Annotated in this window: 18 protein-coding genes and 5 tRNA genes; 4 read left to right on the top strand and 19 right to left on the bottom strand. The window is 55.9% G+C overall.

What is annotated here, in order from left to right; genetic code table 11:
• The first annotated feature begins 116 nt into the window (after positions 1 to 116).
• From ACWPW2_RS19380 to emrB, 4 genes are all read left to right on the top strand, one after another.
• Positions 117 to 1,301: an MFS transporter gene (locus tag ACWPW2_RS19380; protein WP_454124811.1), complete on the top strand. Its 1,185-nt coding sequence runs from the start codon at positions 117 to 119 to the stop codon at positions 1,299 to 1,301.
• Positions 1,302 to 1,751: 450 nt separating this feature from the next.
• Positions 1,752 to 2,282, top strand: a complete 531-nt coding sequence (gene mprA / locus ACWPW2_RS19375; protein ID WP_023480518.1) for a transcriptional repressor MprA — start codon at positions 1,752 to 1,754, stop codon at positions 2,280 to 2,282.
• 117 nt (positions 2,283 to 2,399) lie between these two features.
• Positions 2,400 to 3,572, top strand: a complete 1,173-nt coding sequence (gene emrA / locus ACWPW2_RS19370; protein ID WP_454124809.1) for a multidrug efflux MFS transporter periplasmic adaptor subunit EmrA — start codon at positions 2,400 to 2,402, stop codon at positions 3,570 to 3,572.
• Between the two features lie 15 nt (positions 3,573 to 3,587).
• Positions 3,588 to 5,120 (top strand): multidrug efflux MFS transporter permease subunit EmrB, encoded by a 1,533-nt coding sequence (gene emrB / locus ACWPW2_RS19365; protein WP_023480531.1) that lies wholly within the window; start codon positions 3,588 to 3,590, stop codon positions 5,118 to 5,120.
• Between the two features lie 36 nt (positions 5,121 to 5,156).
• Here the strand turns inward: emrB and ACWPW2_RS19360 are convergent, their stop codons facing one another.
• The 19 genes from ACWPW2_RS19360 to ACWPW2_RS19270 form a co-directional block, all read right to left on the bottom strand.
• The gene (locus ACWPW2_RS19360) at positions 5,157 to 6,632 is read right to left on the bottom strand and encodes an FKBP-type peptidyl-prolyl cis-trans isomerase N-terminal domain-containing protein (RefSeq protein WP_454124807.1); all 1,476 of its coding nucleotides are present in this window, start codon (positions 6,630 to 6,632) and stop codon (positions 5,157 to 5,159) included.
• On the bottom strand, positions 6,629 to 7,000 hold the full coding sequence (locus ACWPW2_RS19355) for a hypothetical protein (RefSeq protein ID WP_023480542.1): 372 nt from the start codon (positions 6,998 to 7,000) through the stop codon (positions 6,629 to 6,631). Before ACWPW2_RS19355 ends, ACWPW2_RS19360 begins: the two co-directional genes overlap by 4 nt.
• Positions 7,001 to 7,276: 276 nt before the next feature.
• On the bottom strand, positions 7,277 to 7,792 hold the full coding sequence (gene luxS / locus ACWPW2_RS19350) for an S-ribosylhomocysteine lyase (protein WP_023480587.1): 516 nt from the start codon (positions 7,790 to 7,792) through the stop codon (positions 7,277 to 7,279).
• 154 nt (positions 7,793 to 7,946) lie between these two features.
• Positions 7,947 to 9,491 (bottom strand): glutamate--cysteine ligase, encoded by a 1,545-nt coding sequence (gene gshA / locus ACWPW2_RS19345; protein WP_023480558.1) that lies wholly within the window; start codon positions 9,489 to 9,491, stop codon positions 7,947 to 7,949.
• A gap of 80 nt (positions 9,492 to 9,571) precedes the next feature.
• A complete protein-coding gene (locus ACWPW2_RS19340; RefSeq protein WP_023480519.1) occupies positions 9,572 to 10,000 on the bottom strand; it encodes a YqaA family protein in 429 nt (142 codons plus the stop codon).
• Positions 9,997 to 10,563, bottom strand: coding sequence for a fructose-1-phosphate/6-phosphogluconate phosphatase (yqaB, locus tag ACWPW2_RS19335; RefSeq protein ID WP_454125283.1), 567 nt, complete (start codon positions 10,561 to 10,563; stop codon positions 9,997 to 9,999). Before yqaB ends, ACWPW2_RS19340 begins: the two co-directional genes overlap by 4 nt.
• A 188-nt stretch (positions 10,564 to 10,751) precedes the next feature.
• Positions 10,752 to 10,828, bottom strand: a tRNA-Arg gene (locus ACWPW2_RS19330).
• A gap of 183 nt (positions 10,829 to 11,011) precedes the next feature.
• Positions 11,012 to 11,088: transfer RNA gene (locus ACWPW2_RS19325), tRNA-Arg, on the bottom strand.
• A gap of 50 nt (positions 11,089 to 11,138) precedes the next feature.
• A tRNA-Arg gene (locus tag ACWPW2_RS19320) sits at positions 11,139 to 11,215 on the bottom strand.
• 52 nt (positions 11,216 to 11,267) lie between these two features.
• Positions 11,268 to 11,344: transfer RNA gene (locus tag ACWPW2_RS19315), tRNA-Arg, on the bottom strand.
• Between the two features lie 4 nt (positions 11,345 to 11,348).
• A tRNA-Ser gene (locus ACWPW2_RS19310) sits at positions 11,349 to 11,441 on the bottom strand.
• 337 nt (positions 11,442 to 11,778) lie between these two features.
• Positions 11,779 to 11,964, bottom strand: a complete 186-nt coding sequence (csrA, locus tag ACWPW2_RS19305; protein ID WP_023480680.1) for a carbon storage regulator CsrA — start codon at positions 11,962 to 11,964, stop codon at positions 11,779 to 11,781.
• A gap of 238 nt (positions 11,965 to 12,202) precedes the next feature.
• The gene (alaS, locus tag ACWPW2_RS19300) at positions 12,203 to 14,833 is read right to left on the bottom strand and encodes an alanine--tRNA ligase (protein ID WP_454124803.1); all 2,631 of its coding nucleotides are present in this window, start codon (positions 14,831 to 14,833) and stop codon (positions 12,203 to 12,205) included.
• A 130-nt stretch (positions 14,834 to 14,963) separates the two neighbouring features.
• Complete coding sequence (gene recX / locus ACWPW2_RS19295) at positions 14,964 to 15,479, bottom strand: recombination regulator RecX (protein ID WP_312424773.1); 516 nt, start codon at positions 15,477 to 15,479, stop codon at positions 14,964 to 14,966.
• A gap of 108 nt (positions 15,480 to 15,587) precedes the next feature.
• The gene (recA, locus tag ACWPW2_RS19290) at positions 15,588 to 16,652 is read right to left on the bottom strand and encodes a recombinase RecA (RefSeq protein WP_023480527.1); all 1,065 of its coding nucleotides are present in this window, start codon (positions 16,650 to 16,652) and stop codon (positions 15,588 to 15,590) included.
• Between the two features lie 90 nt (positions 16,653 to 16,742).
• Positions 16,743 to 17,240: a nicotinamide-nucleotide amidase gene (gene pncC / locus ACWPW2_RS19285; RefSeq protein WP_023480601.1), complete on the bottom strand. Its 498-nt coding sequence runs from the start codon at positions 17,238 to 17,240 to the stop codon at positions 16,743 to 16,745.
• A 187-nt stretch (positions 17,241 to 17,427) separates the two neighbouring features.
• On the bottom strand, positions 17,428 to 18,306 hold the full coding sequence (locus ACWPW2_RS19280) for a metal ABC transporter substrate-binding protein (RefSeq protein WP_454124800.1): 879 nt from the start codon (positions 18,304 to 18,306) through the stop codon (positions 17,428 to 17,430).
• A gap of 11 nt (positions 18,307 to 18,317) precedes the next feature.
• On the bottom strand, positions 18,318 to 19,181 hold the full coding sequence (locus tag ACWPW2_RS19275) for a metal ABC transporter permease (RefSeq protein ID WP_023480637.1): 864 nt from the start codon (positions 19,179 to 19,181) through the stop codon (positions 18,318 to 18,320).
• On the bottom strand, positions 19,178 to 19,840 hold the full coding sequence (locus tag ACWPW2_RS19270; protein ID WP_454124797.1) for a metal ABC transporter ATP-binding protein: 663 nt from the start codon (positions 19,838 to 19,840) through the stop codon (positions 19,178 to 19,180). The genes ACWPW2_RS19275 and ACWPW2_RS19270 overlap by 4 nt, the downstream gene beginning before the upstream one ends.
• Positions 19,841 to 19,897: the final 57 nt, after the last annotated feature.

Genomic DNA, 19,897 nt, shown 5'->3' with positions numbered 1-19,897 from the left:
TATCGCCCGGTGGCGCGTTCGTTTATCCGCTCAGGGTGCACAGATAACAACACGCGCCGCCGGGCAATTGTCTATGATGGATTTCTGACAAAAAACCTCATTGATAGTTGATACCTATGACAAAAACTCACCACAGCCTTAGCCCGGCGCTGATTGCGCTGATGTCGATGGCAACCGGTCTCGCCGTTGCCAGCAACTACTACCCGCAGCCGCTGCTGGATACCATCGCTAACGCCTTTTCGATCACCGCAAGCCAGGCCGGGTTTATCGTCACCGCCGCGCAGCTTGGCTACGCCGCCGGGCTGCTGCTGTTAGTGCCGCTTGGCGATATGTTTGAGCGGCGCGCATTAATTGTGGTGATGACTCTACTCTCAGCGGGCGGGATGCTGATTACCGCCAGTAGCCCATCGCTCGGCCTGATGATTCTGGGCACGGCACTCACCGGCCTCTTCTCGGTGGTGGCGCAACTGCTTGTGCCGCTGGCCGCTACGCTTGCCACGCCCGAGAGCCGTGGGCGAGTGGTCGGCACGATTATGAGCGGCCTGCTGCTGGGGATTTTACTTGCGCGCACCGTTGCCGGGCTGCTGGCAAGCCTCGGCGGCTGGCGCACCGTTTACTGGGTCGCCAGCGTATTGATGGTGCTGATGGCGCTGGCGCTCTGGCGCGGCTTGCCGAAACTCAAGTCTGAAACGCACCTTAACTATCCGCAGCTGCTCGGCTCCGTCTTCACCCTTTTCGTCAGCAATAAACTGCTGCGCACCCGCGCGCTGCTTGGCTGCCTGAGCTTTGCCAACTTCAGCGTCTTGTGGACGTCGATGGCCTTTCTGCTCGCCGCGCCGCCGTTTCACTTCTCTGATGCGATGATCGGCCTGTTTGGCCTGGTGGGTGCCGCCGGTGCATTAGGCGCGCGTCAGGCGGGCGGGCTTGCGGATCGCGGGAAAGGCAATCTCACCACCACTGCCGGTCTGCTGCTTCTGCTGCTCTCGTGGCTCGCCACCTGGTGGGGTCACACTTCGGTGGTGGCGCTGGTTATTGGCATTATCGTGCTGGATCTTGCGGTGCAGGCAGTGCATATCACTAACCAGACGATTATCTATCGCGTTAACCCGGAAGCGCGTAACCGCCTGACCGCTGGCTACATGACCAGCTACTTTATCGGCGGTGCCGCAGGGTCGCTGATTTCGGCCACGGCATGGCAGCATGCGGGTTGGGCTGGCGTCTGCGCTGCGGGCGGTATCCTCGCCTTGCTGAACGTGTTGGTGTGGTGGCGAGGATATCGCCATACGGAGGCGCAGAGCTAAGTAACCGCTCACGTTTAGGCAATTCGGTGCCAAACCGGGGTGTTAACACGTCCTTCACTCTGCTAAGGTTATAGGACTTGTTTATCCCGGTTATATTAACGTGGGTGATATATAACAAACTTTATGGATATGGATCGTTCATTGAATTACACCGCCGGGCCTGAAAAGGCGGCATCACACACGGAAGGCATCACAAACCGCCTGCCCCTTACGCTTAGCCACCCTGCCGTGGCATTTTCCTTCGTTTTATACGCCCGCTTCGCCGGTCGCTACCTCTGGCATCGTCACCGCCCTCTCTTCTTCACGCTAGTGAGCGCACTGCTGTCCGGTGTCGCCTGGAAATTTCTGCCACATGCATAGATAGAGCAAATTTATTAGCACAAATAATACATTTACTTTATTTGTCACCGTCGTTACTATATCGACTGCAATTAATGAGGTTATACCCAAATGGATAGTTCGTTTACGCCCATCGAACAAATGCTTAAGTTTCGCGCCAGCCGCTATGAAGATTTCCCGTTTCAGGAGATTTTATTGACCCGCCTCTGTATGCACATGCAGGGCAAGCTGCTGGAAAACCGCAATAAGATGCTGAAAGCGCAGGGCATTAACGAGACACTGTTTATGGCCCTGATTACCCTGGAGTCGCAGGAAAATCACAGCATTCAGCCATCGGAGCTGAGTAGCGCGCTGGGCTCGTCACGCACCAACGCTACCCGTATCGCCGATGAGCTGGAGAAGCGCGGCTGGATCGAGCGCCGCGAAAGCGACAACGATCGCCGCTGTCTGCATCTGCAACTGACCGACAAAGGACACGAGTTCCTGCGTCAGGTTCTGCCACCGCAGCACAACTGCCTGCATCAACTCTGGTCAACCCTGACCAACGCTGAGAAAGATCAGCTCGAGCAGATTACCCGTAAGCTTCTGTCGCGTCTCGACCAGATGGATGAAGAGGACGTGGTCCTTGAGGCGCTGCGCTAACGCGATAAGCAGCTTTAGTTTCCAGGATGAGCAATGTGAAGGGCCAGCTAAGCTGGCCTTTCTGACGAAAGGTCGGTACACGCCGACATAACTAAAAATAAGATCGTGGAGAGAATCATGAGCGCAAATGCGGAGAGCCAGACCCCGCAGCAACCGGTCAAAAAGCGCGGCAAACGTAAGGGATTGCTGCTGTTACTGACCTTGCTCTTTGTTGTTATTGCCGTGGCATACGGAATTTATTGGTTTTTAGTCCTGCGTCATTTTGAAGAGACGGACGATGCGTATGTAGCAGGCAACCAGGTACAGATCATGTCGCAGGTTTCCGGCAGCGTGACGAAAGTCTGGGCCGACAACACCGATTTTGTGCAGAAAGGCGATGTGCTGGTCACGCTTGATGAAACCGATGCCCGCCAGGCGTTTGAAAAAGCGCAGACCCAACTGGCCACCAGCGTGCGCCAGACCCGCCAGTCGATCATCAACAGCAAACAACTGCAGGCGAGCGTTGAGCTGAAAAAGACCGCCCTTGCGCAGGCGCAGAGCGATCTTAACCGCCGCGTGCCGCTTGGCAGCGCGAATCTGATTGGCCGCGAAGAGTTGCAGCACGCCCGTGATGCGGTTGCCAGCGCGCAGGCCGCACTGGATGTCGCGGTTCAGCAATATAACGCCAACCAGGCGATCGTGCTGGACACGCCCCTTGAAGAGCAGCCCGCAGTGAAGCAGGCGGCGACTGAAGTACGTAATAGCTGGCTGGCGCTGCAACGCACCAAAATTGTCAGCCCGCTTACCGGCTATGTCTCCCGCCGCGCGGTGCAGCCTGGCGCGCAGATTTCTGTCACCACCCCGTTGATGGCCGTGGTTCCGGCGACCAATCTTTGGGTGGATGCCAACTTTAAAGAGACGCAGCTGGCGCATATGCGTATTGGCCAGAGCGCGACCATCATCAGCGATTTCTATGGCGATGAGGTTGAGTACAAAGGCAAAGTGGTCGGTCTCGATATGGGTACCGGCAGCGCCTTCTCACTGCTGCCCGCGCAGAACGCGACCGGGAACTGGATCAAAGTGGTTCAGCGGCTGCCGGTGCGTGTTGAGCTTGATGCCCAGCAGCTCTCCGATCACCCGCTGCGTATCGGCCTTTCAACGACGGTGAAAGTCGATACCTCCGCGCGCGATGGCGCCGTGCTGGCGAAGCAGGCACGCACCACGCCAGCGTATGAGAGTAACGCGCGGGAGATCAATCTTGAGCCGGTCAACACGCTTATCAATAACATCGTGAAAGCCAACGCCGGGTAATCTTATATGAGTGCCATGCAACAGAAACCGCTGGAAGGCGCGCAGCTGGTCATAATGACCATTGCACTTTCACTCGCGACCTTCATGCAGGTGCTGGATTCCACCATCGCCAACGTGGCTATCCCGACGATCGCCGGTAACCTTGGCTCCTCGCTGAGCCAGGGAACCTGGGTGATCACCTCCTTTGGGGTGGCGAACGCCATCTCAATTCCGATTACCGGCTGGCTGGCGAAACGCTTCGGCGAAGTGCGGCTCTTTCTCTGGTCGACGGTGGCGTTTGCCATCGCTTCGTGGGCGTGCGGCGTCTCCAACAGCCTTGGGATGCTGATCTTTTTCCGCGTTATCCAGGGGATTGTTGCCGGGCCACTGATCCCGCTTTCGCAGAGCCTGTTGCTGAGTAACTACCCACCGGCGAAGCGCTCTATCGCGCTGGCGCTCTGGTCAATGACGGTGATTGTCGCGCCGATTTGCGGGCCGATCCTCGGCGGCTATATCAGCGATAACTACCACTGGGGCTGGATCTTCTTTATCAACGTGCCGATTGGCGCGCTGGTGGTCTTGCTGACTCTGCAAAGCCTGCGCGGGCGCGAGACGCGTACCGAGCAGCGGCGGATTGATGGCGTTGGCCTGGCCTTGCTGGTGGTGGGTATCGGTAGCCTGCAGGTGATGCTCGACCAGGGGAAAGAACTGGACTGGTTCAACTCTACAGAGATTATTGTGCTGACGATTGTCGCGGTGATCTCCCTGAGTTTCCTCGTGGTGTGGGAGCTTACTGACGATAACCCGATTGTCGATCTCTCACTGTTTAAGTCGCGGAACTTCACCATCGGCTGCTTGTGTATCAGCCTTGCCTATATGCTCTACTTCGGCGCGATTGTCTTGCTGCCGCAGCTGTTGCAGGAAGTGTATGGCTATACCGCAACCTGGGCCGGGCTGGCGTCCGCACCGGTCGGGGTGATTCCGGTGCTGCTGTCGCCGATTATTGGCCGCTTTGCGCATAAGCTGGATATGCGCCGGCTGGTGACCTTCAGCTTTATTATGTATGCGGTGTGCTTCTACTGGCGCGCCTATACATTTGAGCCGGGAATGGATTTTGGCGCGTCAGCGTGGCCGCAGTTTATTCAGGGCTTCGCCGTGGCCTGCTTCTTTATGCCACTGACGACGATTACCCTCTCCGGGTTGCCGCCGGAGCGGCTGGCTGCGGCCTCCAGTTTGTCGAACTTTACGCGAACGCTGGCAGGCTCGATCGGCACGTCCATCACCACCACGCTGTGGACTAACCGTGAATCGATGCACCACGCGCAGCTGACGGAGTCCGTTAACCCCTACAACCCGAACGCGCAGGAGATGTATAACCAGCTGCAGGGAATGGGGATGTCGCAGCAGCAGTCATCAGGCTGGATTGCCCAGCAGATCACCAACCAGGGGCTGATCATTTCGGCGAACGAGATTTTCTGGGTCTCGGCGGGGGTGTTCCTGATACTGCTTGGCCTGGTGTGGTTCGCCAAACCTCCGTTTGGTGCAGGCAGCAGCGGCGGCGCGCATTAACGCCAAATAAAAACGCCTCCGCAGGGAGGCGTTTTTTTATTTCACGATACCGAGGATCTCAAGCGTCATGATCGACGCGACACCCGGTGGCACCATGCCCGGGATCCCCTGCTCGCCGTAAGCCAGCTCAGCGGGGGTATAGATTCGAATCCGCCCCCCGACCACCACTTTTTCAATCCCTGTGCGCATGAGCGGCGGCAGCTCGCTAATACGCCCACTGTGTACCGCGCCGCGCGACAGCACCTTGCCGGAGCTCAGTTTCTCATCCACGCGAAAGCGGATCACATCGCCGGACAGCAGCGCCACGCCCTGCCCTTTTTTCTCCACCAGATAGATGATGCCATTGGCGGTGCGCTCAGCGCCTTTCAGCTTTGCCGCCTCGGCGAGCAGCTTTTGTGCCTGCTTCTTGTTCTGCGCCAGCTCGTTTTTCTGCGCATCGCCCATCTTTTTATTCAGGCTTTGCAGCACGTTTTCGATATCGTCGCTCTTCATTTGCAGGCTGCCAGCGAACTTATCCTGAAAGCCCTGTAAAAACGCCTCTGGCAGATATTTTTGCCCGGAGTGGGTCAGCGTGATGCTCTCCTGCTGCGCTTTCGCCGCAAACCAGGCGCCCCAGGCGTAGTTCATCTTCGCGGCGGAGGATTTGTTCTCTGTCAGCAGATAGTGGCTCTGCGCTTTTGGCGGCGCTAACGGCGCAGCACTCTTCTGCGCAGCCTGCGCTTTCTCTTCTGTGCGCTGCTTAAGCTGCGCCTCCAGCGTGGCGATACGCGCGGCCTGGTTGCTGACCTGCTTTGTAGCGAGATCAAGCTTGCCGCTCATCTCCTCTTTGGCCTGGGTGAGTTGCTTCACCTGCTCAGCGTTTTGCGCCGGTGCGGCGGTGTGCTGCTGGCCCTGCTTTTCCAGCGCTTCCAGCTGCTGCTGATGGGTTTTCACCTGCTGCTGAAGTTCGCTGTTTGCTGTACGAAACGCCTGCAGCGCTTGTGTGTCATCGGCGTGCTTCTGGTTCGTCTGCGCCAGTTGCTGTTGGCTGGTCTTGAGCTGTACTTCCAGCTGGCTTTTCTCATCACGCAGATGTTTGAGCGCGTCGCTCTCATCGGCAAGCTTCTGCTTCGTTTCGGCAAGTTGCTGAATATGCGTCTGCAACTGCTGCCTTAACGACGCACTCTCTTTTGCCACCGCATCCTGCTTAGCGGGCAGCACAATCGTCGTAGCCCGCTGCTTTTTCTTCAGCGCGGCGATCTGGCGTTGCGCTAATGTAAGCTTACGCTTCAGCTGCGCGACTTCCTCACGCTTGGCCGCACTCTCACTCGCCTTACTCTGCACCTCCACGGGTGGTGCAGGCGTCGCGTTCGGCTGCGCCGAAAAGCGATCGTTAATAAACGGCGATTGAGGAGTAACGGCGATAATCTTCTCTTTATTTAACTGCTCAAGTAATGCAGCCGGATCGGCACGAACCCCGGAGGATGAAATAGCTGATAGCAATACAGCTGACGAATATAATAATTTTCTCATAACTGTTTCAGTGCATTTGCGCGCCGGGACATGTTAACGAATACCGCGCTGCGTACGCGCGAACAAACAACTTCAATTTTGTTATCAATTTCCGTCTTCATTATTTCCGCCGAGTTGTTATCAATAATCGGCTGGTTTTTTTTGTAGACTTCATAGCTTTGATTAAGGGTGGTGAACTGCTGTTTGTAGGTTTCAAATGCCGTTTTGTCGAGCCCCTGCAGGGCGGTAAGCAGTTCATAGCACTGCTGTGTCTCCTGCTTCTGCGGCGCATCCTGCACCAGCGCGGGTGCCTTTGATTTAACACAGCCGGTTAATGTGAGTGAGAGACAAAAAGAGAGACATAAGTAAGAGATGGGTGAGCGCCGCATAATATCCTCGTCATTCAGGCATTCTTTTCACTGAAATAGATGCAGAAAATAAATACAGAAGGTACACGTTCGCCTAATAGCGACGTGCGGTGCAAACTATCATGGCAAGATTGAAATAACAATAAGAAGGCGCGGCGGCGGCAAGGATATTATTTATATATTAAGTGCAGGTAATAATTAAGAGAATTAAATAGATATAATGTATAAAAATTTTCTTATAAATATGCGGACAAATAATAGTGCCGCTTCCTGTTAACCAGAAAGCGGCATGGCGAACTAAATATGCAGTTCCTGCAATTTCTCTTTCGGCAGAGCCAGGTCATCATTGCTGTTGACGCGGACATCGCGATCGAGAATGTGACGCGCGATCTCCTGCGCCTCTTCCAGCGAGTGCATCTGGTATGTACCGCACTGGTAAACGTTCAGCTCAGGGATCTGGTTCTGCTCTTTCACTTTCAGCACGTCAGCCATCGCCGCTTTCCAGGCATCAGCGACACGCTGCTCATCCGGCGTACCGATCAGGCTCATGTAGAAACCAGTGCGGCAACCCATCGGCGAAATATCGATAATTTCTACGCCATCGCCATTGAGGTGATTACGCATAAAGCCAGCAAAGAGGTGCTCCAGCGTGTGGATCCCTTTTTCCGGCATAACTTCTTGATTAGGAATGCAAAAACGCAGGTCGAATACGGTGATGGCGTCGCCGTGCGGCGTGTTCATAGTTTTAGCAACACGGACTGCAGGCGCTTCCATACGGGTATGATCGACAGTGAAGCTATCCAGTAACGGCATTTAGTCACCTCCGATAGTGATTTTTTTTAAAATAAACTGAACTCTTTGTTCGCGTGCGAGTCTGAATATATGAAAGACGCGCATTTGTTATCATCATCCCTGTTCTTCAAGAGATGAAATTTCGGCCACAGCGATGTGGCCTTTTTCTTTTCTACTACGCGTGACGCGCAAGCAGCGCTTCAAACGATTCCTTATCCCCGGCTTCAATTTCCGCCTGGCGCGCCAGCGAAGCGTGGCATTCAGCAATAAAATCCTCTTCATGCAGAATTTCCAGCGGCTCTTCACGCAGCTGCGAACGATACTGCTCGCTCAGCGCTTTACCTGTTCCGCCCATGCCTTCATCAATCATCGAACGCAAAATACGCGCCGAGAAGGTCAGCTCAGGATCGTCAAAGCTGGCGACCAACCGATCGCATACGGCTTCATACTCATTGCCACCGTACACGCCATCCAGCGTTTGCGCTACCCGTTTCAGGTCGTTAAACAGATCGCGTCCGACATCGGCGAGCGGGTATTGCGCGGTTTCACAGCCTATTCCGAGCGTCAGGCCTGGCTTACGGCCTTCAAGGATCACGCGGTTCCAGTTAGTGCGCGTACAGAGCAGTTCATCGCTGCTCATCTCCGGCGCATCCGCCAGCACACACCAGACCATAAAGAGATCGAGGAAACGCACCTGCTCTTCATCAACGCCAATCGCGGTGAACGGGTTGATATCCAGCGAGCGCACTTCGATATATTCAATGCCGCCGCGCAGCAGCGCATCCGACGGTGTTTCGCCGCTGCGGGTCACGCGTTTCGGGCGAATCGGCGCGTAGAGCTCATTTTCAATCTGCAGGATGTTGGTGTTGATTTGCAGATACTTGCCCTCTTTCTGCAAACCGATCTTCGCGTACTCTTCCGACGGCGTTTTGATCGCGCGCTTCAGCGCTACCACGTAATCGTGAAGATTGTTGAAGGTAATATTGAGGCTGTTCTGCGACTTATTGGTATAGCCCAGATCGCTTAAGCGCAGCGATGTGGCATAAGGCAGATAGAGCATGCCGTTGTGCATCTTCTCGAAGGGCAGCGACGTTTCTTTGCCCTGCAGGAAGGAGGAGCAAATAGCCGGTGAGGCACCGAAAAGATAAGGGATGACCCAGCCGAAGCGATAGTAGTTGCGGATCAGGCGGAAATAGCCCTCCGAGACCGCTTCTTTATCGGTGCTGCCGCTTTTCGCCTGCCAGAATGCCATCGGCAGCGAGAAGTTATAGTGCACGCCGGAGATGGTTTGCATCAGCGCGCCATAGCGGTTTTTCAGCCCTTCGCGGTAGAGGGTTTTCAGGCGACCAATATTTGAGGTGCCGTACTGCGCCAGCTCAATCTCCTGCCCCTCTTTGATATAGCAGGGCATGCTCAGCGGCCAGAGACGCTCATCGCCAATCTGGCGGGCGGTATAGCGATGGATGTCGCGCATGATAGTCAGCATGCGGTCAATATCACCCTCAACCGGGGTGATAAACTCCAGCAGCGCTTCGGCAAAATCCGTCGTAATCCATTTATGAGTTAATGCAGAGCCAAGCGCTGCCGCGTGACCGGTTGTCGCCAAAGACCCATCCGCGTTAACGCGCAGGGTTTCGCGCTCAAGACCACGCTGGATGCCTTTGAGCGCCTGAGGATGTTTTTCCAGCCAGGACAACGCCTGTGATACGTCCGGGATCAAATTGACCTCCCGCCTGTAATAATCGTTTTATTAAGCATAATTGTAATGGTTGACGATGAAAGGTCACTCACGCAATCCAATTAGTGCCACCACGTCATACCCTGAAGCGTTACGAGGGCGAGAGCCACATAGCGTAACGCTTTGCCAAGGCATAAAAAAAAGAGCACTGGCCCCCACGAAAGGCGTAGCCATCCCGCAAGTATGCACAGCAAATCGCCTATAACAGGCATCCAACTCAATAACAGCGCCGCAGCGCCGTAACGCTTGAGCCAGCCGGTCGCCCTCTCCTGCCAGCGCGATGCTTTACGCTGCGGGAAGAAGCGCCCAAGAATAACGTTAGTCAGCCCTCCAAGGCTATTACCCATTGTTGCTATTACGACAAGCCACCAGGGCTGGCTAACTTTCGCCAACAGCATTGCGACCAGCACCACCTCCGAGTTGCCCGGTAAAATCGTGGCACTGAGAAAACTGCTGGCGAACAGTGAAAGGAGCGACAGCGCATCGCTCACAATACGCGGACATCCACAGCGTCCATACCGGCCGCGCGCGCCGCCTGCAGGCCGAAATCGGCATCTTCAAATACCACGCACTTCGACGGCTCCACGCCCATACGTTCGGCGCAGAGTAAAAAGGTATCCGGTGCGGGTTTATGGTGCTGAACGTGATCGGCGGCAATCACCGCATCAAAATAGTGTCGCAGGCCAAGATGGGCCAGCAGCGCTTCAGCAACAGCGCCTTCACTCCCGGTGCCAACCGACATCGGGCGACGCCCGTGCCACGCTTTTACCACCTCAATAAGCGGTAACGGGCGCACGCAATCGAGCAGCATCGCTTTCACGGCTGCGGTTTTCTCTTGCGCGAGTAAGTGGGGATCAAGATCGGCATGGTTTTCTTTGATAACGGCTTCGGCAATACGCCAGGTTGGCGAACCGTTCAGCGCGACCATGGCCTGTTCGTCAAAATGCATGCCGTAACGCCCCAGCACTTCATGCCAGGCTTTGCGGTGGGTTGGTTCAGTATCCAGGATGGTGCCATCCATATCAAAAATCAAACCAGCGTAACGTGCGTACATCATGTTCTCACAAACCGGATAACTAGCATTTACTTTAACGTAAACAAGGCTTTTTGTCGCATCCAGCGCGAGATTAGCTTCAGGGAATATGATTTTGGGCAGAATTTCGTCGAAAGTGTGGGAGTTGTGGGGATGATGATTTAAGCAGAAAGAATAAGAGAGGAGTTTTTTGATAAGTTCGTAAAAGATGGTGCATCCGGGAGGATTCGAACCTCCGACCGCTCGGTTCGTAGCCGAGTACTCTATCCAGCTGAGCTACGGATGCATCAGGATTACTGCTTTACGATGAAAAGCAACACTGCTTTTTCATTGAGATGGTGCATCCGGGAGGATGACTCGGCTTTGCCTCGCCCTTCGGGTCGTTGCTGAAGCAACGCTATCCTCCCTGGTGCTTGCGTTTAGGCCCGCTACCCCTGAGAAAACAGATTCGCTGTTATCTCGCAGAAGATGGTGCATCCGGGAGGATTCGAACCTCCGACCGCTCGGTTCGTAGCCGAGTACTCTATCCAGCTGAGCTACGGATGCATCGGGATTACTGCTTTACGATGAAAAGCAACACTGCTTTTTCATTGAGATGGTGCATCCGGGAGGATTCGAACCTCCGACCGCTCGGTTCGTAGCCGAGTACTCTATCCAGCTGAGCTACGGATGCATCAGGATTACTACTTTAACGATGAAAAGCGAAAACTGCTTTTCACTGAAGATGGTGCATCCGGGAGGATTCGAACCTCCGACCGCTCGGTTCGTAGCCGAGTACTCTATCCAGCTGAGCTACGGATGCAAAATGGCGGTGAGGCGGGGATTCGAACCCCGGATGCAGCTTTTGACCGCATACTCCCTTAGCAGGGGAGCGCCTTCAGCCTCTCGGCCACCTCACCACACGCCTCTTACGAGTGCTTCGAAGAGTTCGTTAAGAGCTCATCGTCGCTGCGTGGCGCACATATTACTTTCTGGGACTTATAAGTCAAACAATTTTTCCCAGCCCTGAATCGTTTGCACACTTCGCAGGCAATTAGGCGGTAAAAAGGGCAAAAAGGATGTTTTATCAGCAAAAATTCACTGCCCCGCAGGCATGACATTACACATGAGTGATAAACAAAAACGGCGCGAGAAAGTATCAGATGCAGGAAATCTGCAATAAAAATGAGACAAAGAAGCGGGAGAATCGACGGGAGGGTTGCGTCTCGCCGAACAACCGCGAGACGCATAATGGCATCAGAAATTGGACTGCTGGGATTTTTCAGCCTGGATACGCTGGTAGATCTCTTCACGATGGACCGATACTTCTTTGGGGGCGTTTACGCCAATGCGCACCTGGTTACCCTTAACCCCTAATACAGTCACAGTGACCTCATCCCCAATCATGAGGGTTTCACCAACTCGACGAGTCAGAATCAGCATTCTTTGCTCCTTGAAAGATTAAAAGAGTCGGGTCTCTCTGTATCCCGGCATTATCCGTCATACAACGCAAAAACATAAGCGATGACAAACTCATAACATGCAAGCAGCCATGGCATTACATTCTGTAGACGTAAGTTTAGCCGATATACACAACTTCAACCTGACTTTCTCGTTATCAATAGCGTAGTGGCAACAAAGCCATAACCTCGAGGTTATGGCTTGTGCGTTCGCTTTGTAATTATGACAGTTTAGCGCTTACCCAATCTTTAACACTGGCGAGAGCAGCAGGCAGCGCGGCCGCATCGGTACCACCGGCTTGCGCCATGTCCGGACGTCCACCGCCTTTGCCCCCAACCTGTTGGGCGACCATTCCTACCAGTTCCCCTGCTTTGACGCGGTCAGTCACATCCTTAGAGACGCCCGCGATGAGAGAAACTTTACCTTCAACAACAGTGGCAAGAACGATAACCGAAGCGCCGAGTTGGTTCTTCAGGTCGTCCACCATGGTACGCAGCATCTTCGGCTCGACACCTTCCAGCTCGCTCACCAGCAGCTTAACGCCGTTGATGTCCATCGCGTTACCGGAGAGGTTTGCGCTCTCTTGCGCTGCCGCCTGTGCTTTAAGCTGCTGCAACTCTTTTTCCAGCTGACGCGTACGTTCAATCACTGAACGCACTTTGTCGCCGAGATTCTGGCTGTCGCCTTTCAGCAACTGAGCAATATCCTGTAGCTGATCGTTCTGCGCATGCAGGCTGGCAATCGCCGCTTCGCCGGTAACGGCTTCGATACGACGCACGCCCGCCGCGGTGCCGGATTCAGACACAACGCGGAACAGACCAATATCACCGGTGCGCGAAGCATGCGTACCGCCGCAAAGCTCGGTGGAGAAATCCCCCATCTGCAGCACGCGGACGCGATCTTCATACTTCTCGCCAAACAGCGCCATCGCGCCGTTCGCTTTTGCCGCTTCGAGATCCATGATGTTGGTTTCAATCGGCAGATTGCGACGAATTTGCGCATTCACCATATCTTCCACCGCGCGGATTTCCGCCGGCTTCATGGCTTCGAAATGGGAGAAGTCAAAACGCAGCGCTTTGTCATTCACCAGCGACCCTTTCTGCGCAACATGCGTACCAAGTACGCTACGCAGCGCGGCATGCATCAGGTGGGTGGCAGAGTGGTTCAGGCGGATACGCGCGCGACGCGCTTCGTCAACTTCCGCTTTCACGCCGTCCCCCACTTTCAGCGAACCGCTGCTGAGCTTGCCGACATGACCAATCGCCTGGCCATACTTCTGCGTATCCTGGACGGTGAACGTAAAGCCGTTGCCTTTCAGCTCGCCTTTATCGCCAACCTGGCCGCCTGATTCCGCATAGAACGGGGTTTCGTCAAGCACCACAACCGCTTCCTGGCCAGCTGCAATCGACTCAACCGGTTTGCCATCGACAAACAGCGCGGTCACTTTGCCGTTCAGCTCAAGCTGGTCGTAGCCTTTAAATTCCGTTGCGCTATCAACGCGGATCATCGCGTTGTAGTCTGCGCCAAAGCCGCTCGACTCGCGTGCACGACGGCGCTGCTCTTCCATTGCTGCTTCGAAGCCCGCTTCATCAACTTTCAGATTGCGCTCGCGGCAGACGTCCGCGGTCAGATCGACCGGGAAACCGTAGGTGTCGTACAGGCGGAAGGCGGTTTCGCCATCCAGCGTGTCGCCCTGCAGTTTGGAAAGCTCTTCATCCAGCAGCGCCAGACCGCGCTCCAGCGTACGTGCGAACTGCTCTTCTTCGGTTTTCAGAACCTGCTCAACCTGCGCCTGCTGACGCTGCAGCTCTTCCCCGGCGGAACCCATCACTTCAATCAGCGGGCCAACCAGTTTATAGAAGAAGGTATCCTTCGCGCCGAGCATGTTGCCGTGGCGAATCGCGCGGCGAATAATGCGGCGCAGCACGTAGCCGCGGTTCTCATTCGACGGGATCACACCGTCCGCAATCAGGAAGGCGCAAGAGCGGATATGGTCAGCGATAACGCGCAGAGATTTGTTGCTCAAATCCGTTGCGCCGGTCACTTTCGCGACCTGCTGGATCAGCTTCGCGAAGAGATCGATTTCATAGTTGGAGTTCACATGCTGCAGCACAGCTGTAATACGCTCCAGGCCCATACCGGTGTCTACGGACGGCTTCGGCAGCGGCTCCATGGTGCCATCGGCCTGGCGGTTGAACTGCATAAAGACGATGTTCCAGATCTCGATATAGCGATCGCCATCCTCTTCCGGGCTGCCCGGCGGGCCACCCCAGATGTGGTCGCCGTGATCGTAGAAGATCTCGGTGCAGGGGCCACACGGACCGGTGTCGCCCATCTGCCAGAAGTTGTCAGACGCATACGCTGCGCCTTTGTTATCACCGATACGAATAATACGTTCGCGCGGGATACCGACCTCTTTTTCCCAAATTTCGTACGCTTCATCGTCGGTTTCGTACACCGTCACCCACAGACGCTCTTTCGGCAGGTTGAACCAGTTTTCGCTGGTCAGCAGTTCCCACGCGTATTGAATAGCATCATGTTTGAAGTAGTCGCCGAAGCTGAAGTTGCCCAGCATTTCAAAGAAGGTGTGATGACGTGCGGTGTAGCCGACGTTTTCCAGGTCGTTGTGTTTACCACCTGCACGCACGCAGCGCTGCGACGTGGTTGCGCGGGAATAATTACGTTTGTCGAGCCCAAGGAAAACGTCCTTGAACTGGTTCATCCCGGCGTTGGTAAACAGCAGAGTCGGGTCGTTATTCGGTACCAGGGAGCTGCTGGCAACTACCTGGTGTCCCTTGCTATGGAAAAAATCGAGAAACGCCTGACGGATCTCAGCGGTGCTCTTGCTCATAATTATCCTGAAATCAAGCTAACGAAATGTGGCAGCGGACCATCGCCATCGCATGACAGACGCATCCGCTACTGGAAAAAGTGGGAATAAGATAAGTTTTCTTTAGTGGGAAGTAAAATCCCGTATGCGCTCAGTCGGCAAAATTTCGCCATATTTCCTGAATATCTTCTTGCATAAAGCCGCGATAGAGCAGAAAGCGTTGCACTTTCACTTTTGCAGCAAATTCAGTGGGCAACGGCTCGCCATATTTGCGCTGCGCCTGATCGCGGGCGCTGCTCACCCAGTCAACCTCGCATTCGCGCATGGCGTTTTCGCTGGTCTCCCGGGCGATGCCTTTCTGGTTCAGTTCCTGACGAATACGCACCGGGCCATACCCTTTGCGCGCGCGGCTGGCGATAAACTGGCGGACAAAACGGCTGTCGTCGAGAAAGCTGTGCTCTATGCACCACGCCACAACCTGATCGATCTCTTCCGGCGTCGCGTCAACCGCTTCGGGGCCCTTCTTCGTCATGATGGGTGCTGCAAGCTTACGGCGAAATTCAAGTTCGCTGTGGTCGCGCATCGCCAGAATGCGCATAGCGCGATCGCGTAAGCGCGCCATAGCGCTGCGGCGGGAGGTGTTATCAGAAGAGGAGTTATCGGACATCGTAAAATCCTGTCACCATAAAAACAAAAAGGGCTGCATCAGCAGCCCTTGATTACGGATAACGTTATCAAGGGCTGCATCAGCAGCCCTTGATTACGGATAACGTTATCAGAAATCTTCGTTAGTTTCTTCAACGCCCGCGTCTTTGTCGTCAACGGTAAACTCTGGCGTCGCAGTCTGGTTGCTGAGCAGAATTTCGCGCAGCTTCTTCTCGATCTCTTTCGCAGCAGCCGGGTTCTCTTTCAGCCAGGAGGTCGCGTTCGCTTTACCCTGACCGATCTTGTCGCCGTTGTAGCTGTACCAGGCGCCCGCTTTTTCAATCAGCTTCTCTTTCACGCCCAGGTCGACCAGCTCGCCGTAGAAGTTAATGCCTTCGCCGTAGAGGATCTGGAACTCAGCCTGTTTAAACGGTGCCGCGATTTTGTTTTTCACAACCTTCACGCGGGTTTCGCTGCCGACAACCACATCGCCCTCTTTCACCGCGCCGATACGGCGGATGTCGAGACGAACGGAAGCGTAGAACTTCAGCGCGTTACCACCGGTGGTGGTTTCCGGGTTACCGAACATCACACCGATCTTCATACGGATCTGGTTGATGAAGATAAGCAGCGTATTGGACTGCTTCAGGTTACCGGCCAGCTTACGCATCGCCTGGCTCATCATACGTGCCGCGAGGCCCATGTGAGAGTCACCGATTTCGCCTTCGATTTCCGCTTTCGGCGTCAGTGCCGCAACGGAGTCGACCACCAGCACGTCAACCGCACCGGAGCGCGCCAGCGCGTCACAGATTTCCAGCGCCTGCTCGCCGGTATCCGGCTGGGAGCAGAGCAGGTTATCGATATCAACGCCCAGTTTGCGGGCATACACCGGATCCAGCGCGTGTTCCGCATCGATAAACGCACAGGTTTTGCCTTCGCGCTGCGCCGCAGCGATAACCTGCAGAGTCAGGGTGGTTTTACCGGACGACTCAGGCCCGTAAATTTCGACGATACGGCCCATTGGCAGACCGCCCGCGCCCAGCGCGATGTCGAGGGAGAGTGAGCCGGTAGAGATAGTCTCTACATCCATGGAGCGGTCTTCACCCAGACGCATGATGGAGCCTTTACCGAATTGCTTTTCGATCTGACCCAGTGCAGCTGCAAGCGCCTTTTGTTTGTTTTCGTCGATAGCCATTATTACTCCTGTCATGCAGAGTGAAGCGCGTTACGCCCCGTGGTGAATAACTGATTTGTTGCGGCAATTATACTGTATAGTCATACAGTATCAAGCCTTTTGTAGAAAATGTTGCCAGAGGGTCGTAAGTGCATAAGCCGTCGCCTGACGACGCACCGATTCACGGTCTCCCTGGAAGCATTCGCGCCGCGTAATCCCTTCTCCGTTAACGCAGGCAAGCCCAAACCAGACGGTGCCGACGGGTTTGCTTTCGCTGCCGCCATCCGGCCCGGCGATGCCGCTAATCGAAATCGCATAGTCAGCGCGCGCGGCTTTCAGGGCACCAATCGCCATCTCGACTACCACCGGCTCGCTGACGGCGCCGTGCGCATCCAGCGTCTCGCTTTTCACGCCGATCATTTGCGCTTTCGCTTCATTACTGTAGGTCACAAACCCGCGTTCAAACCAGGCGGAGCTGCCTGCAATATCGGTAATTACCTTCGCAACCCAACCGCCGGTGCAGGATTCAGCGGTGGTCAGCGTCGCGCCGCGCGCCTTTAGCGCAAGCCCGATGCGCTCGCTGAGCTGCATTAATTCACTGTCCGTCATGATGGCTCCCATACCTCCATTAAACCGTGGCGTGAAAGATAGCACTTTCCCGTCAAATAGGGGGATGAGATGGCAATTTTACGAGGTGACTTCCGAAAAAAGCAGTGTGATATACCGCCGAAGCGGTGAGGAGAAGCCCGGTGAGCCGTAGCGTCACCGGGTAGTTTACAGGCTATCCGTGCAGAATTTACTTCATGCTATTGGCGATGGTTTCCACGTTGTGGCGAAAGGCTTTCTGATAGGTATCCGCCACGCCCCCTTTCGCGCTCAGCGCTTCCGGGTAGAGCTCGCCGCCCGGCTGCGCGCCGGTGGCATTCGCGATCTGTTTTACCAGACGCGGGTCGAGCTGGTTCTCCATAAACCACACCTTCACGCCATCGGCCTTGATCTGTTTGATTAGCGCCGCCACCTGCGATGCATTGGCCTCGCTTTCCGATGAGAGCCCTTGCGGTGCCATAAACTCAACGCCATACGCGCGGGCAAAGTAGCCGAAGGCGTCATGGCTGGTGAGCACTTTGCGTTTCGCCTGCGGAATGGCGCTGAAGCGCTCTTTCGCCCAGCTATCCATCTCTTTCAACTGCTCAATATAGCGCTCTCCCGAGGCGTTCAGCGCCGCTTCATCCGCCGGGTCGGCTTTCACCAGCGCCTTGAGGATATTTTGTGCATAAAGCGCGCCATTCGCGGCGCTGTTCCACGCGTGGGGATCGGTGACCGTCGCACCATCCTCTTCCAGCGTATGGGTTTGCACACCGTCAGAGGCGATCACCAGCTGGCCTTTAAAACCGGAGGCTTTCACTAATCGGTCGAGCCAACCTTCCAGCCCAAGCCCGTTGACCACCACTACATCTGCTTTATTAAGCAGCGCACTATCTTTTGCCGAAGGCTCAAAGGTGTGCGGATCGCCATCCGGCCCCACCAGCGAGGTCACCTTTACATGGTCTCCGCCCACCTGGCGGGTGATATCGCCCAATATCGAAAAGCTGGTCACCACGTTGATGGTTTTTGCCACTGCGCTCTGCGCCATCAACCCGAGCGCCAGCGCCAGAATCACCCCTGTACGTTTCATTATTTTCCCCTTTATGTAAAAAGCGCGCGCAGGCTGTTTGCCAGCCCGCTGCGCGTGCCGAATAAGATGGATAAAAAGAAGATAAGGCTGGCAGTCAGCACAATCGCCGGGCCGGCAGGCAGCCCCGCCAACCACGACAGGCTCAAGCCGAGCCAGGCGCAGAGCGCGCCAATCGCCGCAGCCAGCAGTAACAGGCGCGGTAAGGTTCGTGCCCAGCAGCGCGCCGCCACGGCGGGCAGCATCATTACCCCCACCGCCATCAGCGTGCCGAGCACCTGAAAACCGGCCACCAGGTTGAGCACCAGTAGCGCCAGAAACAGCCCGTGCAGCACGCCCGGCAAGCGCGGTGCGTTGACCTGTAAAAAGGCGCTGTCAAACGCCTCACTCACCAATCCGCGATAGCAGACGGCAAGGGTAATCAGCGTCAGGCTGGAAACGCCTGCGACAAACAGCGCCGCGTCGCGATCCACCGCCAGAATTGAGCCGAACAGCAGGTGCAGCAGATCAACGTTCGAGCCGCGCAGCGACACCAGCGTCACGCCCAGCGCCAGCGAGCCAAGGTAGAAACCGGCAAAGCTGGCATCCTCTTTCAGCGGCGTCCGGCGGCTCACCCACCCCGCCACCAGCGCCACGCTAATCCCGGCGATAAAGCCGCCAATACTCATCGCCAGCAGCGACATACCGCTCAGCAGGTAGCCGACCGCGACGCCGGGCAGGATGGCGTGAGATAACGCATCGCCCATCAGACTCATGCGCCGCAGCAGCAGAAAGATGCCGAGCGCCGTAGTGCTGACAGAGAGCGCGAGGCAGACCACCAGCGCGCGGCGCATAAACCCGTATTCGATAAAGGGCTGAAAAAAGAGATGCCAGATCATGCGCAGTTCTCCTCAAGGCTCAGCGTCGCCCCCCACTGCGCGCGCTTCTCATCCAGCCGCAGCGTCTGCGGAAAGTAGCGGGTGACGCGCGCGCTGTCGTGCAGCACCGCCAGCAGCGTTTGCCCGGCGCGGTGCATATCCACCATCTGCTCCATCAGCAGCTGCGACGTCGCTTCATCAATGCCGGTAAAGGGTTCGTCGAGCATCACCAGCGGCGCATTTTGCACCCAGATGCGGGCAAACAGCATGCGCTGAAACTGGCCGCCAGAGAGGGTGTCGATGGTCTCGCGCGCCATCTCCGTCAGCCCGACACGCTCCAGCCCCTGCGCCACGCGTTTGCGCGCATCGCGGTTCAGGCCAGCAAACAGCGAGATGCGCGGCCAGCAGCCCATGCTCACCACCTCCTGCACCGTCAGGGGAAATTGCGCCTCCAGCGCGTGGCGCTGCGCCAGCCAGCCGATGGTTGGCCGCGCGCCCTGCCAGCGCAGTACGCCGCTGACCGGCGGCAAAAACCCCGCAAGGGTTTTCAGTAGTGTCGATTTGCCGCAGCCATTGGCACCAACAATCGCCGTCATACTGCCGCGCGCCAGCGTGCCGCAGAGCGCCGGGGTGATCGCCAGCCGCTCATAGCCTGCTACCAGGTGGTCCAGTTCCATCATGGCAGCGCAACCGCCCACTCAGTCAGTAGCCAAAGCAGCAGCAATAGCCCTGACGCC

Source organism: Kosakonia sp. Marseille-Q7440 (assembly GCF_965119485.1).
This window is presented reverse-complemented; position numbering and strand designations above follow the sequence as displayed.